Origin of the sequence: Flavobacterium sp. CSZ (assembly GCF_015350725.1) — a bacterium.
Lineage (GTDB): Bacteria > Bacteroidota > Bacteroidia > Flavobacteriales > Flavobacteriaceae > Flavobacterium.
Genome location: NZ_JADKPQ010000028.1, coordinates 60659 through 76372, shown reverse-complemented (window position 1 = coordinate 76372; position 15714 = coordinate 60659). Strand labels below are relative to the sequence as shown.

General features: G+C 37.5%; 10 protein-coding genes. All 10 read right to left on the bottom strand.

All coding sequences use genetic code 11. The annotated features are described in order from the left end of the window. Positions 1-179 precede the first annotated feature (179 nt). The 10 genes from IRZ78_RS23940 to IRZ78_RS23895 all read right to left on the bottom strand — a co-directional run bounded on the left by IRZ78_RS23940 (position 180) and on the right by IRZ78_RS23895 (position 14850). On the bottom strand, positions 180-2117 hold the full coding sequence (locus IRZ78_RS23940) for a family 2A encapsulin nanocompartment cargo protein cysteine desulfurase (protein WP_194619705.1): 1938 nt from the start codon (positions 2115-2117) through the stop codon (positions 180-182). Further along, the gene (locus IRZ78_RS23935) at positions 2101-3021 is read right to left on the bottom strand and encodes a family 2A encapsulin nanocompartment shell protein (protein ID WP_194619703.1); all 921 of its coding nucleotides are present in this window, start codon (positions 3019-3021) and stop codon (positions 2101-2103) included. Before IRZ78_RS23935 ends, IRZ78_RS23940 begins: the two co-directional genes overlap by 17 nt. Before the next feature lie 171 nt (positions 3022-3192). Further along, on the bottom strand, positions 3193-4113 hold the full coding sequence (gene cysK, locus IRZ78_RS23930) for a cysteine synthase A (protein ID WP_194619701.1): 921 nt from the start codon (positions 4111-4113) through the stop codon (positions 3193-3195). Positions 4114-4508: 395 nt separating this feature from the next. Continuing rightward, on the bottom strand, positions 4509-5333 hold the full coding sequence (epsC, locus tag IRZ78_RS23925; protein ID WP_194619699.1) for a serine O-acetyltransferase EpsC: 825 nt from the start codon (positions 5331-5333) through the stop codon (positions 4509-4511). A gap of 308 nt (positions 5334-5641) precedes the next feature. Beyond that, on the bottom strand, positions 5642-7075 hold the full coding sequence (locus IRZ78_RS23920; protein ID WP_194619697.1) for an amino acid permease: 1434 nt from the start codon (positions 7073-7075) through the stop codon (positions 5642-5644). A gap of 21 nt (positions 7076-7096) precedes the next feature. Next, entirely contained in the window at positions 7097-8263 is a 1167-nt protein-coding gene (locus tag IRZ78_RS23915) for an LLM class flavin-dependent oxidoreductase (protein ID WP_194619695.1), read from the bottom strand. Continuing rightward, complete coding sequence (locus tag IRZ78_RS23910; RefSeq protein ID WP_194619693.1) at positions 8256-8408, bottom strand: hypothetical protein; 153 nt, start codon at positions 8406-8408, stop codon at positions 8256-8258. The genes IRZ78_RS23915 and IRZ78_RS23910 overlap by 8 nt, the downstream gene beginning before the upstream one ends. Positions 8409-8427: 19 nt before the next feature. Further along, positions 8428-10128, bottom strand: coding sequence for an amidohydrolase (locus IRZ78_RS23905; RefSeq protein ID WP_194619691.1), 1701 nt, complete (start codon positions 10126-10128; stop codon positions 8428-8430). 46 nt (positions 10129-10174) lie between these two features. Further along, entirely contained in the window at positions 10175-11635 is a 1461-nt protein-coding gene (locus IRZ78_RS23900) for a RagB/SusD family nutrient uptake outer membrane protein (protein WP_194619689.1), read from the bottom strand. Positions 11636-11664: 29 nt separating this feature from the next. Further along, a complete protein-coding gene (locus IRZ78_RS23895; RefSeq protein WP_194619687.1) occupies positions 11665-14850 on the bottom strand; it encodes a SusC/RagA family TonB-linked outer membrane protein in 3186 nt (1061 codons plus the stop codon). Positions 14851-15714: the final 864 nt, after the last annotated feature.

Sequence of the window (15714 nt, the reverse complement as noted above, 5' to 3'; positions counted from 1 at the left end):
TGGTGATTTTTAACAAAAATACAGTTTATATTTTTGTTTTTATTCTTTATAGATGATGATTTTTAATATAAAAAAGCGACTGTTCCAGGAACAATCGCTTTTGGTTATAATTACTTAAAATATCAAAAAAAGTAATTATTTCTTCAGGAAGATGCACAAGACATTTTCTCTATGATATTTTAAAATCTAACTTTTTTAAGTTCCCACAATGTTTTGATGAAAGTATCAACATCCTGAGTAGTATTATAAAAAGCCAAAGAGGGACGAACAGTAGTTTCAACACCCATTCTTCTCAAAATAGGTTGTGCACAATGATGCCCGGTTCTTACCGTAACACCTTCTTTGTTTAAAGCCTGACCCACCTGGTCGTTGGTATAGCCTTGCAGATTAAAAGAGAGTACACTCGCTTTATTTTTCGCCGTCCCGATCAATCGAACGCCCGGAATTTCTTTCAGCAACTTTGTCGCATATTCCAGTAATTGATGTTCATAATGACCAATAGCATCAATACCCAGTTTGGTAACATAATCTATCGCAGCTCCCAGACCAATGGCATCGGCAATATTTCCGGTTCCGGCTTCGAAACGATTGGGGGCTTTATGGTATTTTATTTCCTCAAAAGTCACATCCTGAATCATGTTTCCGCCAGCTTGGTACGGTTCCATTTCGTTTAGCAAATCTTCTTTTCCGTACAAAGCACCAATTCCAGTTGGGCCAAAAAGTTTATGTCCGGAGAAAACCAGCCAGTCCGGATTTAAATCCTGAACATCGACTTTCATGTGTGAAACCGATTGTGCTCCGTCTATCAGAACTTTTGCGCCAACGGCATGTGCCATTTTTACAATTTCTTTGGCTGGAGTTACAGTTCCTAATGCATTTGAAACTTGTGTAAAAGCAACCAAACGCGTTTTTGAGTTCAGCAGTTTTGAATATTCATCCAGCAAAATTTGTCCGTCGTCATCTACAGGAATTACCCTTAATTTCAAACCTTTTTTATCGGCCAGACGTTTCCACGGAACAATATTCGCGTGATGTTCCAGATTACTCACAATAATTTCATCTCCGGCAACCAAATTATGATCGCCCCAGCTTTGAGCCACCAGATTGATTCCTTCTGTAGCACCGCGAACAAATACAATTTCATTTACTGAACTTGCATTCAAAAAAGCTTTTACTTTTTCTCGGGCGGCTTCATAAGCATCAGAGGCGCGAGCGGCCAATTCATGTGCTGCACGATGAATATTCGAATTTTCATGCTCATAGAAATAAGCGATACGATCAATAACCGATTGTGGTTTTTGGGTCGTAGCCGCATTATCAAACCACACCAAAGGTTTTCCGTTTACGGTTTCTCTTAGAATAGGAAAATCTTTTTTAATAAGATTAGCATCAAAACGAGAACCTGAGATATTGCCGAAATCTGGTTTTTCGAAAGTATTTCCAACAATCAAATTTGAATTTCTCTGATCAAAAGCAAACGGATTTTGTTCCAGAAAATAATACGAATTGGGTATTTCATTTCCGTTTAAAGGAAAATCCAAACGTTTTGTAAATTGTGTATCAACAAATTTCAATGCAGCATTTAATTCCGTTTCGAAAGAAGACCTTTCGGTTTGAAAAGGCAGATAATCATGGTTTAAAAGCAATTTCGAAAAGACGTTTTCTTCATTTGATTGCGCCGTTCCGCCATTCTTGAAATTGACATCATGAAAACCCGTTTGCGGATTGTTGACATTGACATTATTTCCGTGTGGAATTCCCGATGGAGAAACCCCACTTTGAGGATCAAATCCTGCTCCGGCATTGGGATACAAAGCCGAAGCTCCTGAACCATAATTGGCAACAGTTGGCGATATTCCAAAACCACTAAATGCAGGCGCACCAGAAGGTGGCGTTGCTACATCCTGCAATGGGAGAGGTGTCGCGCTATTAACGCTTAAGTTCCCGGTATTCAACAAGGTTTCTGCAATTTTTGTCGCACGCGGATGTTCATTTCGATCAGGACTTAACGAAATCTCCTTAGGAAACTCGTTAGGTAATGTCTTGAACAATTCGTTCGCCAAAAGCTGCAAATCCTCAATGTTGGGTAAACCGTCGTGGTTAGTATTTATACTCATGGTACTTTCCTATTTCTACATCTTCAAGAACCGCGATGGCATCGTCTACCAAAATTGCCAATGAGCAATAAAGAGATACCAAATATGATGCAATTGCTTTTTCATTAATTCCCATAAAACGAACCGATAATCCTGGTGATTGCTCGCCTTGTAATCCCGGTTGAATCAATCCAATAACACCCTGACGGCTTTCACCCGTACGCAATAAGATGATTTTCGATTTTCCGCTTACGATTGGTAATTTATCCGATGGAATAAGCGGAATCCCTCTCCAGGTTAAAAACTGAGATCCAAATAAAGAAGTGGTTGGAGGCGGAACACCACGACGTGTACATTCGCGGCCAAAAGCAGCAATTGCTAAAGGATGCAATAAGAAAAAGCCTGGTTCTTTCCAAACTTTTGTCAATAACTCGTCTAAATCGTCCGGAGTTGGTGCACCCGTTCTGGTTTTAATAATTTGAGATTTGGCAACATTGCTTAATAAACCATAATCTTTGTTGTTGATTAGTTCGCTTTCCTGACGCTCTTTGATGGTTTCGATAGCCAGACGAAGCTGCTCAGAAATTTGATTGTAAGGTTTGCTGTACAAGTCAGAAACTCTCGTGTGTACATCTACAATTGTTTGTACTGCTGCCAAGTTGTATTCTCTTGGATTATCGATATAATCGACAAAAGTGTTGGGTAAAACTCTTTCGTCACGCGCAGAACAATCTACTTCGATATGGCTTCCGTCTTTTACTTTATTCAAACGAAATACGCCTGATTCTACTGGAGTCCAGTGCAAAAGATGTGTGAGCCAACGTGGTGAAATTGTCCCAATTTGAGGGACCGTACGTGTTGCAATTGCTAATTGTCTTGCTGCAACATCTCCTAATGCTGTTTGTTGTTGTTTTTGTTCAGCCATGGCTTTAAAGGTTTAATGGTTAATTTATTTTTGGTACATTATTTTAAGAATTTTCATTCGTAAAAAACACTGTTTTCTTGTATAAGTAAATTTATGTTAAAAATAAAAAGATCAGAAATAAATGTTGTTTAATTTACGGTAAAATAATATCTAAATTGTTGAATTATAATGCTATGAAAGCGGATCGAATAATTCGTCAACCGAAAGATATCGCTCGCCGGTATCATAATTAAAAGTCAATACAACAGCATCTTTTGGAATTTTATTGATTTGCTTTGCAATCGCCGCCAAAGAAGCTCCTGTCGAAATCCCGGCAAAAATTCCTTCTTCCTTTGGTAATCTTTTCGCAAAATAAAAAGCATCTTCTTTTTCTACCGGAATTACCAAATCGACATAATCCCGATTAAAAACTTCCGGGATAAATCCGGCACCAATTCCCTGAATAGGATGTGGGGCAGGAGAACCTCCGCTTAAAACAGGTGATAAAGCAGGTTCTACAGCATAGGTTTTAAGATTAGGGAAATGCTGTTTCAAAATTTTAGAAACTCCCGTAATATGCCCGCCTGTGCCAACTCCGGTGATGAGGTAATCAATGCCTTCCGGGAAATCCTGTAGAATTTCCTGAGCCGTTGTTTTCTCATGAATTTCAACATTTGCCGGATTGGTAAACTGAAAAGGCAAAAACGAATTTGGAGTCGAAAGTGCTAATTCCTTCGCTTTTTCTACCGCGCCCGAAGTTCCTTTTTCTCTTGGAGTCAGAACAAATTCAGCGCCGTAAGCATTCATGATTTTTCGTCTTTCGATACTCATCGATTCAGGCATTACCAAAATCACTTTGTATCCTTTTACGGCAGCTACCAAAGAAAGCCCGATTCCGGTATTTCCCGAAGTAGGTTCGATAATAATCGAATCAGGATTTAAAAGTCCTTTTTCCTCAGCATCTTCAATCATTGCCAATGCAATTCTGTCTTTAATACTCGCCCCAGGATTCGACTTTTCGATCTTAATCCAAACCTGATGTTCCGGAAAAATCTTGTTGAGTTTTACGTGGGGTGTATTGCCTATGGTTTCTAGTATATTTTGATATTTCATGATGCTTTATTTATTGAACCATATAAGTAATGTAAGTTCATTTTAGTTTTAGATCCGTTTTGTTTTTTTATTCTTAGATACATTCCGATTTCTATTTTTTTTCAGGAGCTAATCCCGCTATCGGTTTCAATCTTTTGTGCTGAACCCCCGCACAAAAGGATTTTCACTGTTATCGGGGCTAGGGCAATCATTTTCATAACAGTATTTTCGTCTAGTTTGTCATCCCGACGAAGGAAGGATCACACTATCCCGAAGTTTCGGGACGCAAACTAAATCGCCAATCTTTGTCGAGCTAATTGCGAGGATCCCTCGTTCCTCGGCATGACAACATTGCGGTTAGACTTTGCGAGAACTTTTATATGTTCTTATATAACTTACATGGTTCAAAAAACGTTCTAAATCGAATAAAAAATAGGTTCCGGAAACGGATTATTATCCTTCACTTTTATTTCGTTTTTATGATACACTACAGAGTTGGATGGAATACTATACGTCAGCCAGACATTTCCTCCAATAATAGAATCTCTCCCCACAACAGTTTGCCCGCCCAGAATCGTACTATTCGAATAAATAATCACATTGTTCTCAATTGTAGGATGCCTTTTTATAAAAGCCTCTTCTTTTTTTACACTTAAAGCTCCCAATGTTACGCCCTGATATATTTGAACATTATCTCCAATAATAGTCGTTTCACCTATTACAATTCCGGTTCCGTGATCGATGGCGAAATCATTGCCTATTTGTGCGCCGGGATGAATTTCGATACTCGTTTTGATATGTGCATATTCGGAGAAAGTGCGTGCCAGAAGCTTTAAATCCTGATTCCAAATTTGATGCGAAAACCGATAGACAGCTATGGCAAAAAAGCCTGGATAAGCATATAAAACTTCTTCTATAGATTTGGCGGCAGGATCTTTTTTAAAAATCGTATCAGCATCATTTAATGTTTTTTTGTACAGATCAGGCAATGCTTCAAAGAAGGTTTTAGTTTCCTCAAAGCTGCTGTCTTTTTCAGACGTGTAGTCAATTACGATCTCATTAAACTGTTTTTCTAAAACTTCAAATTTATTTTTGATAATAGATAAATCTCCAAAGCGCTTTGAAGTATTCGAAAATAAAACAGAGAATAAATCCTCAATAAATTGATGGATGACCTTTTTTTGAGGAAGGATCAATAAACTCTGGTGGTTGTTGGCTATTTCTTGATAAAATGAATTCATAATGGTTTGTTTTTTGGTTCATAACTAACATTTTTATGAGAAATCAACTCATCTGAACTGGAATTCTAAAACATTTAAAAGCGACTCGTCAAATAATATTAAACACGTTAGGAGTGCGCAAAGATTTTTTTTTTTACTGGGCTGAAATAATCTCGCAAAGGCGCAAGGACGCAAAGTTTATAGTATTGATGACTTCTGCATCTTAGCGAAATTAATTCCAAAATAAGAACATAAAACTTAAAAAACTTTGCGACTCTGCGTCTTTGCGAGATTAAAATATTACAACTAAAAAAAATCTGCCAAATAGTTTAAATTGCTGTTTCTTTTGGCTTTGAAAATTTCTCTCTAATATAAAAAACGGGTATTCCAATACCTGCGATGATTAATCCAGGCCAGGTATACGTAGGTTTATAAATAATTAATAAAATACAGAACGCTGATCCTAAAAGGATATAAATGGCGGGTAAAAACGGATATCCAAAAGCTTTATAAGGTCTTTCGTGTTGCGGTTTTTTACGTCGCAAAACAAAAATTCCGGCAATAGTGATCACATAAAACAATACCACAACAAAAGAAATCATGTCTAATAAATTGCCGTATCGGCCACTTAAACTCAAAATAACCGCCATAAAAAACTGAATCCAAAGTGCGTTTGCAGGAACCGAATGTTTATTTAAAATGGCTGTTTTTTTGAAAAACAAACCGTCTTTGGCCATACTTTGATAGACTCTCGCGCCTGATAAAATCATTCCATTCGCACAGCCAAAAGAAGCGATCAAAATCATTAACGCGATGATAGAAGTTCCGCTTGAGCCAAAGATGGCCTGTGCTGCAGCGATTCCAACACGGTCTTTTTCCGGTGTTCCAATGGCTTCAACGGGTAAAACTGCGGTAAACATAATGTTTAAAGAAACGTAAATCAGGGTTACAACGGCAGTTCCTAAAAGCAAACTCAAACCGATATTTCGTTTTGGATTTTTTATTTCATCAGAAACAAATGTCACATTATTCCAGGCATCATAACTGATAACCGTTCCTACTAAAGCCGAAGCGATTGCACCCCAAAAAGCAGGTGTATTGGTGTATTGTAAAAACGAACCGTCCGGATTTAGTTTTTGCAAATGAAACGGATTTGTCCAGTTGGCCTGCCAGACTTCGGGTTTGAAAAATATAAACCCGAAGACAATAAGAACTAGTAAGCTTATCAGTTTGGTTCCGGTAAAAAACTTTTGAATTACTTTTCCGAGTTTTACACCTTTGGTATTGATATAAGTTAATATGAATAACAAGACAATAGAGGAGAGCTGTGCCGGCGAAATGGTAAAAGATTCGCCAATTTTGAAAGCTACTAAATCCTCACTGAAGAATGGAAAAAAATACGCCAGAAATTTAAAGAAGGAAACACAAACCGCGGCAATAGTTCCGGTTTGAATCACCGTAAACAAACTCCATCCATAGACAAATGCCACAAGCGGATTGTACGCTTCTTTTAAATACACATACTGACCTCCCGATTTAGGAAACATTCCGCTTAATTCGCCATAACTCACAGCGGCAATCAAAGTCATAAATCCACCAATTAGCCAAACTAAAATTAGCCAGCCGGCCGATCCTACGTTACGGGTAACATCGGCACTCACAATAAAAATTCCAGAACCAATCATTCCGCTGGCGACCAATAAGGCCGCATCGGCAAGACCGAGTTCTCTTTTGTATTCTTGTTTTTTTTCTATTTCTGACATTCTAATTTTTTGTTTTTATAACTAAACCAATTCGGCATTGGTCAAAGGTGTTGTAGGCGTTTCTGTTGGAATTCTTCCTTGCAGATGAGGTAACGATGCATTTGGTAAACGCGGCAAAACCAGTTTGGCAAAATAGTTCGCTTCTTCAATCAAAGGAAAACCGGAGAAAATAAAAGATCTGAAACCCATATCCATATAGCGGTTTAGTTTTTCTATAATTTGATCGGCGCTTCCCACCAAACCACTTCCGCAGCCGGAGAAAACTTTACCAATATCTGTCCATAAGATATCTTCTACATAACCATCTTCATCCGAAGTTTCTCTTAATTCGTCTTGTTTTAAAACTCCTAACGAACGTGAATCTTCGCCACGACTTCTGATTTCTAATCCGCGTTTCTCATCAAATTTTGAAATTAGTTTTTTGGCGTAAGCCTTGGCTTCTTCCTGTGTTTCACGAACTATGACATGAATTCTCAACCCGAAATCAATGGTTCTTCCTTCGGCAGCAGCGCGTTCACTCATTTCTTTTAGAGTCGCGTACATCGATTCTTCAGATTCAGGCCAGGTCAGAAACACATCGCAATGTTTGGCACAAACGGCTCTGGAACCAGGGGAAGTTCCTCCAAAATACAATAATGGACCGCCGTTTTGCTGATAGGATTTTACAGGATCTGATGGCAAATCAAACTGATAGATTTCACCTTTGTGCGAGATTCTGTCTTGTGTCCAGCCTTGTTGCAAAATCTGAATAACCTCAGAACATCGTTGGTATCTCAAATTAGGATCTTCACGAGTTCCCGGTAAATCAGAGTTGATGATATTCAATATTAATCTTCCTTTTAACATATGGTCTAATGAAGAAATAGCTCTCGCCAACATAGGCGGATGCACTTCTCCGGTACGAACCGCGAGCAAAAATGTGATTTTGTTGGTTTCCGGCGCCACACTTGCTGCAAAAGCCAATCCGTCTTGTCCTACGGTATAAGCTGATGGATATAAGATGTTGCTAAAACCTAATTTTTCTGCTTCTAACGTAATCTCTCGACAATGTTCATAACTGCTTCGGCGATCATTATCCAGAACGCCTAAATATGCTGTATCTCCACCAATAATGTCATTGAACCAGGAAATTTCTGCGACTCTTTCCAGGGTTCTAATGGCTACTGTTTCAATTTTACCTTCAATCATTTTTTTTCTTCTTTTTTAAGCTCTTTTTTAATCTTTTGTTCTTGTTATCCTGTGCATTTTTTTCAGCTTCACTCAACCATGAAATTTCAGTGTTTTTAATTCTCATTGATACAACAGGTGCGGGATTTAGGTTTATCTGATTCATATTTGTGAGTTTTAGGTTATTATTTTTTAAAAACTGTTTTTCCTTCTTTTATCGTTTCCAGAACTGTAATGTCTTTTATTTTTGAAGGATCGATTTTGGTTAAATCGTCAGAAAGCACCACTAAATCGGCCAGTTTTCCGGTTTCGATAGAACCTTTACTATTTTCTTCGAAATATTCGTAAGCACCATTGATTGTGATCGCACGAAGCCCTTCGATAGGAGTTAGCCTTTCATCCGGACCAATAACCTGACCTGATCGGGATTTTCTTTCAACAGAAGTCCACAACAAAAACAACTGATTTAATGGCGTAACCGGATAATCGGTATGGTTCGTAGCAACAACACCTTTTTTGATGGCAGTTTTTAAAGGGCTTAAAAAATTAGCTCTGTCCGGACCTAAGTTGCGAACGTGCACATCGCCCCAAAAGAATGCGTGATTGCTAAAGAAAGCAGCAATGATTCCCAGTTTTTTATAATCGTCTAGCTGATCAGGTCGTATGAATTGCGAGTGAATCGTAACTGGTCTGCGATCATTGCTGTTTGTATTTAAAGTTTTATTGGCGTTTTCGATCGCTTTTAGATACATATCGATTGTCGCATCTCCGTTGCAATGCACAAACGGACGAACATTATTTTGGAATGCTTTAATGACTAAATCATTAAACTGATCCTGCGTAATATTCGGGAAACCTGTACATTCGTCATGATTACAACCCGGAACTTCTACCAGATATGATTTGCTAAAAAAAGCAGTTTTACCTTGTGGCGAACCATCGGCAATCATTTTGGTACCTGCCAGTTTCAAGTGATTTTTGAGTACCCCAAATTTAAATTCAGGATTTTTTAATACTTTTTCTAAAGTTGGGTAACCCGGCAAAGCTTCAATGTCAATAAATAACTCGTTTCTTTCTGCCGCTTTATGCAATAATTCAACAGATTCATAACTTGAATATCCATCCTGAGCAGTTGTAATTCCATTACTGGCATAAAACAATTGCTGCTCTTTTAGTCCTTTTATCTGCTCGTCTAAAGTTGGAGCTGGTTTAGCAGGTCTCTTCAATAATCGGCTTGCATTTTCCTGCAATAATCCTGTTGGTTCGTTAGTGCCTTTTTTTCTTTCGATCGCACCACCCGGAGGATTTGCTGTAGTAGCATCAATTCCTGAAAGTTTTAAGGCATACGAATTCGAAACCGACATATGCCCGTTGATGTTCGTAATCGTTACCGGATTATTAGGAAAAGCAGCGTCAAGATCTTCTTTACTTGGATGCCTTTTTTCTTCCAGCTGATCCTGATCGTATCCGTAAGCATCGATCCATTCGCCTGGAGCGATATTATTTTTCTTTTGAAAGTCCTGAATACGGCTTACCAAATTGGCGATATTTTTGACATCGCCCATTGGCGGTGATCCTACATTTACCGTAGTCGATCTCGATAACCCCATAAAATGGCTGTGACCATCAATAAATCCGGGAACTACCGTTTTTCCTTTGAAATCGACAACAATGGTGTTTTTGTCCTTTAATTTTTCGATTTTGCTATTCGTTCCAACAGCCAGAATTTTACCGTTACTTACGGCAACGGCTTGTGCAGTGCTGTTTTTGGCATCGACCGTGATAATATTACCATTGATAAAAATCTTCTCGGCGGTATTTTTTTGCTGTGCATTAATAATCGTCGTAGCGAAGATTATAGCCAGGTATTTAAAGTTATTTTTCATTTCGTTATTTTCTTTTTAATTTTTGATATTTTCTAAAATTATAATCCTATCTGGGAGACAGTTTATTATAAGCCAGTTCATTACTTGGTATTGCCCAAACATAATTGGCTGCTGTTGGTAAAACTTCCGGTGCCGCGCCTGCATTTCCTGTTTTGGCAGGAAGCGCCTGAACTCTTCTCAATAAATCAGGCGTACGGAATCCTTCGCCAACCAGTTCTATTCTTCTTTCGTTTAAAATCGTATTAATCAATTCGTCTTTTGTCGTAACTCCTGTTGTGAAAACATAAGCAGCATCAGAACGATTTCGAACGGCTGATAATAAAGTTCTGGCCAAAGGCAAATTGTCACTTTGCGCAGCAGCTTCGGCATAATTCAAAAGGATTTCGGCATAACGAATTACAGGAACATAATCGGTAAAAGGGGCACCATTTTTCTTGAATTTGTTCAGTAATTTTTGTCCCGTTGCATTGGTGATCACCAAACCTTTTCTGGCATCTGTTGAGGTTGCAGAAAAAACATTATCTGCAATAATTCCTGCCGTATTAAAGTAAATTACCGGAGTTAAATAATTTCCGCCAAGTGCACTTTGCAATCCCGGAGCTTCGGCAGCAGTTGTAAACGGAATCGAAAATATAGCTTCGTTACCTACATAAGAACCTCCAAAAACGGTGGCAACATTTGGTTCTAAACGGTGTGTCAAACTTCCTGAAACGTATTGAAAAGGAGCTGTTGCCGGAACCAGTTTACTCGCTTCTGAAATTACTTTTGCATAATCGCCTTTGCTTAAATACACTCTGGTTTTTAAGGCAATTGCTGTAGCTTTATGTGCTCTTGAAGCAGTTAGAATTCCTGTTGCATAACTTTCCGGTAAATCAGCTTCGGCTTCGTCAAGATCTTTTAGAATCTGAGTATAAACATCGGCCACGCTGCTAAAAGCGAAGTCATTAAGTCCTCCTGATGTATTTCCTTTTAAGCGTAACGGAAGTGCCAATACAGTACTATTTTGTGCATATGGTTTTGCGTAGGTTTGTACCAAACTTAGATACGAAATGGCTCTTACAAACTTAGCTTCGGCAATATAGTTTTTACGCAAATCTTCTGTGACAACAGTAGAAGTTGCCAGATTGTCGATCAGAATATTCGAAAAGTTGATGGTTGTATAAGCTACGCTCCAAACCGAGTTTACAAAGTCTCCTGAAGAAGTTATGGTTTGATTCCAAACATTCGCTCCGGTTGAATTGTTTCCATCATTCTGGCTGAATTCATTGCCTCTTTGTTCATTAAAAATAATGAAACGACCGCCGTAAAAAGACGGATTACTAAACTGACCATAAAGTCCGTTTACCTGACCTAAAATTTTGGCTGGTGTGCTGAAAGCGGTTTCTGTAGAAATACTCGTTTCAGGAACAGTATCTAAAGCATTATCACTACATCCGGCCAATAATAAGGCTAGAAATGGCGTAATAATGAAAGCTTTTTGTATGCTTTTTTTATAATTGAAAATCATGATGTTTTTATTTTAATTAAGATTAATGCCTAGAAACCTACATTAAGTCCTAAAGTGAATACTACTGAATTGGCCGGCACGTTTTGATCTTTCCCTGAATTGATGGAGTTTCCGTTGATTGAAATCTCAGGATCTGAACCACGATATTTTGTCCAGGTATATAAATTAGAGCCCTGTGCATATACTTTGGCTGACGAAATATATTTGTTGACCAACTCGTTTTTTACCGGAATTCTATAGCTTAAAATGATGTTTTTTACTTTTAAATAAGATCCGTCTTCTACATAAGCAGAGTTGCTTGACGAGAAACCTCCAGAGAAACTGTCTCCGTAAATTAACTTAGGAACATCTGTAACCTGACCCGGAGTTGTCCAGCGATCTTTGATGAAAGTTCCGTTGTTAAAGAAGCGCTGATCTGATAAAGTCGATCTTGTACCGTTGTACAATTTGTTTCCTCCGGAGAAAGTTAAACCAATTGTTAAGTCGAAATTTTTATACGATAAATTGTTGTTCAAACCTCCGTAATAAGTGGGTAACGAAGGTCCCTGAATACGACCATCACGATAGTTGTCGATTGCCGGTGCAGTAGCACCGTTTAGATACGTAAAAGCTTTTGTAAGAGCGTTGTACTGTACTTCTTCGTTATTGGCATTTACATAAACACGGTTTCCGTTTTCAGGATTTACTCCCGTTGTTGGTACGGCGAAAATAGATCCTACAGAATAGCCTTCTCTTGTAATATTCTGGATTCCGAAAGTGCTTAAAGCCGTTGGATAAATATCTCCGTATCCGCCTAAAGAGGTTACTTTATTTTTGATGGTAGACAAATTAAAACTTGCATTCCATTGAAAATCATTATCATTTATGATGTTAGCATTAATCGAAAGTTCAAACCCTTTGTTGTATAAAGAACCCACGTTTGCCGCAATAGAATTATTCGGGATTCCTTGTGATAAAGACTGAGGCGCATTCAAAATCAAATCGTTGATGTTGTTTTTATAATAATCCGCTTCAACTGTAATTCTGTTATCAAAAAGTCCAAAGTTGATTCCGAAGTCAAATTTCTTGCTGGTTTCCCATTTTAGATCCGGATTTCCGGATTGCGAAAAACTAAGTGTTGGCACTCCGGCATAAGTACCCGCCGAATATTGAGATAAAGCGGCATAATCGTTTAATTCGCTATTACCCACAATTCCGTAACTGGCTCTCACTTTAAAAGCATTTAAGACATTTTTTATGGATGAACTTTTAAAGAAATCTTCTTCAGATACATTCCATCCTATAGAAGCACCTCCAAAATTTCCCCATTTGTTTCCGGATGCCAATGCTGATAATCCGTCTCTTCTGAAGTTTAGATTCAGCAAATATTTTTTGTCGTAATCGTAAGCAATACTACTAAAATAAGAAAGCAATACATTTTCTGTCTGAACAGAAGGACCAGGGGCAATGGTTGTAAATCCGCCTTGGTAACTGGTAAAAAACGGATCTGTTAAACCTGTTTTTATAGCGCCCCAACCATCAATTTCGCGAACATTTTTCTCTTGTCCCAAAAGTACTTTCAAACTGTGTTTTTGATCCAATACAGTCGCATAGGTTAGGGTATTGGTCCAGTTGGATCTGGAGTATTTGGTATTGGAGTTGGTTGCAGCTCCTTTGGTAGAAAAACCATCTCCGCTAAACGGATTTCTAAATTCTTTGTTTTCTACCACGAAATTATTGATACCATACACCGTTTTAAATTTCAGGTTTTTGATGATTTCAAGTTCGGCATAAATGCTTCCGATAAAAGTGTTGTTTTCAGAAGTGTTTTTGTCTAAATCTAAAATTGTTTGCAAGTTGTACGCATTAAAAACGCCCAAAGCTGGACTGTTTGCTCCGTATCCTATATTCCCGTTACTCGGGTTGATGTTGTAAGAACCATCAGGATTGTAAACCGAAACGTTTGATGGTAAAATATAAGTAAGTCTTCCCAAAGGCTGTAAACCGATATATTGCGTATTAACCGCGTTTCCAGCTGAAGATCCAATCGAATTAGGTGTTGAAGATCCTGAATTTGGACCTGAATTTAAGGAGTTGTTATAAGAGAAATTAGTTCCTAAAGTAAGCGAGTTGTTCAACTTATGTTCAAAATTCAATCGGATTCCTTTTCGCACAAATTCATTCGTTCTTAAAATCCCTTCCTGATTGGAATAATTGGTAGAAATAAAATAATTCGTAGAATTTGTTGCTCCTGAGAAGCTTAAATTATGATTTTGTGAAACTCCGGTATGATAGGCCACATCGTACCAATTGGTGCCTATTGTCGATCCGTCGGCATTTTGTCCTAAAGCAAAACCGGGTGTAAGTCCTGCATTCGTTCTGGCCTCATTTTTAATGCTGACATAATCTTCGGCATTTAAAAGTTTTGGCAAGTTCGAAGCTTTGTTCCAGCTTACCCAAACATCATAATTGACATTTACTTTTCCTTTTTTTCCTTTTTTAGTCGTAATCACAATAACACCATTTGCTGCGCGTGAACCGTAAATAGCCGCTGCCGAAGCATCTTTTAAAACATCGATAGATTCAATATCATTCGGGTTAATATCTGATAACGGGTTATTGCCAATGGCACCTCCGGCTGTTCCTGTAAATACCGTAACACCATCAACAATTACTAAAGGATAAAGCGAACTTGTGATCGAGTTGATTCCTCTAATTCTGATTACCGGAGTACTGTTTAATGATCCGCTGGGCTGTACAATGTTTAATCCTGAAGCCTGACCGCCTAACAATTGATCGAAACTTTGTGCAGGACGATTGGCAATTTGCTGGGCATCAATTTTTGAAGTAGATCCGGTGAAGGTTTTTTTAGCCGATGTTCCGTATCCTACAACCACAATTTCGTCTAGTTTTTCAACTTGTTCCGTTAGTTTTATGACCACCGGGCTTCCGTCTACTACAATTTCTTTAGAATTATATCCGATGTAATTGATCACTAAAGTATAAGGGAATTTTTGACCGGTTTGAAAATAAAACTTTCCGTCGATATCGGTTTCAACGCCATGTGTAGTTCCTTTGATGTTTACCGAAGCACCAATAATAGGCTGATTGGATATTTGATCTACAATCGTTCCGTTAAGTTTCGATTGAATATTTGGTTCTGTGTTTTGAGCATTTATTCCGATGGAGATAAACAAAATGCTAATCCATAAAATAAGTTTTGTATTTTTTTTCATTCTTGGTTATTGATTTTTTGTAATTAAAAAATGCCGTAAGATTGGATGTCTGGTGCATTCTTATTTAGTGATGAATGTTCTTTAAGCCTTGCCATTTCTGTTGCCGCAGAAATATTTAGGAGCAATTTTGTAGTGGTATTGTGTCATGTTTGTTCGTATTTAGTTATTGTTTTTGGATGATTTCTAGTTATGCGTGATATTCCTTCCTGATGCAAAAAAATGCTGCAAAATGATTGTTTAGTATTCAATAAGAAACCGTTGAGGTTTAAGAAAGTTCGTTTTTAAAATTGCGATTCTTTAAATAGAATTCGATTTTGAACGAATAGGATGTGAGGGAATTAACAACAGAAGCACATATAACAAAAAGTGTTATAAGTATGTTTTTTGGGAAGAATGTAAAATGATATGCTTTCGGTTGTTTTCAAAATGTAGTTCTTTTGGTTTTAAACTCTACTAATTCTATAGACAAAGTTAAATTTAATATAATAAAAACCAAAAGTTTTTTAATTTTTCTTTAACTGAATAGGAGAAAGGAAATTACGAATGGAATTGAAATATGGTTTAATCTATTGATTTTCATTAGTTTGAATTTTGTTCTATTAGAATAAAAAAAACAAAAAAATAAGTATACGTTAAATTTTTATACTTATTTTTCTGTCTTTAAAGGTTTTATGAAATAAAAAATTGCGCTTTTAGTAAATCTAGTTAGAAAAAAGGAATACATCGATTTTGTATTGATTTCCAAATATGCCTGAATATTTTTTCTCGCAGATTTGGCAGATTGAGCAGATTTTATAATTTCTTATTTCATTTTCAATATATAGAAATCTTGATTTTTATATGTATTAAAAGAATATAAAAAGT

What these genes read in the sequence shown, in the direction of transcription:
- IRZ78_RS23905 (WP_194619691.1), bottom strand. Translation starts at nt 10,128, where the DNA reads ATGAAAAATAACTTTAAATACCTGGCTATAATCTTCGCTACGACGATT.
- IRZ78_RS23940 (WP_194619705.1), bottom strand. Translation starts at nt 2,117, where the DNA reads ATGAGTATAAATACTAACCACGACGGTTTACCCAACATTGAGGATTTG.
- cysK (WP_194619701.1), bottom strand. Translation starts at nt 4,113, where the DNA reads ATGAAATATCAAAATATACTAGAAACCATAGGCAATACACCCCACGTA.
- IRZ78_RS23920 (WP_194619697.1), bottom strand. Translation starts at nt 7,075, where the DNA reads ATGTCAGAAATAGAAAAAAAACAAGAATACAAAAGAGAACTCGGTCTT.
- IRZ78_RS23935 (WP_194619703.1), bottom strand. Translation starts at nt 3,021, where the DNA reads ATGGCTGAACAAAAACAACAACAAACAGCATTAGGAGATGTTGCAGCA.
- IRZ78_RS23895 (WP_194619687.1), bottom strand. Translation starts at nt 14,850, where the DNA reads ATGAAAAAAAATACAAAACTTATTTTATGGATTAGCATTTTGTTTATC.
- IRZ78_RS23915 (WP_194619695.1), bottom strand. Translation starts at nt 8,263, where the DNA reads ATGATTGAAGGTAAAATTGAAACAGTAGCCATTAGAACCCTGGAAAGA.
- epsC (WP_194619699.1), bottom strand. Translation starts at nt 5,333, where the DNA reads ATGAATTCATTTTATCAAGAAATAGCCAACAACCACCAGAGTTTATTG.
- IRZ78_RS23910 (WP_194619693.1), bottom strand. Translation starts at nt 8,408, where the DNA reads ATGAATCAGATAAACCTAAATCCCGCACCTGTTGTATCAATGAGAATT.
- IRZ78_RS23900 (WP_194619689.1), bottom strand. Translation starts at nt 11,635, where the DNA reads ATGATTTTCAATTATAAAAAAAGCATACAAAAAGCTTTCATTATTACG.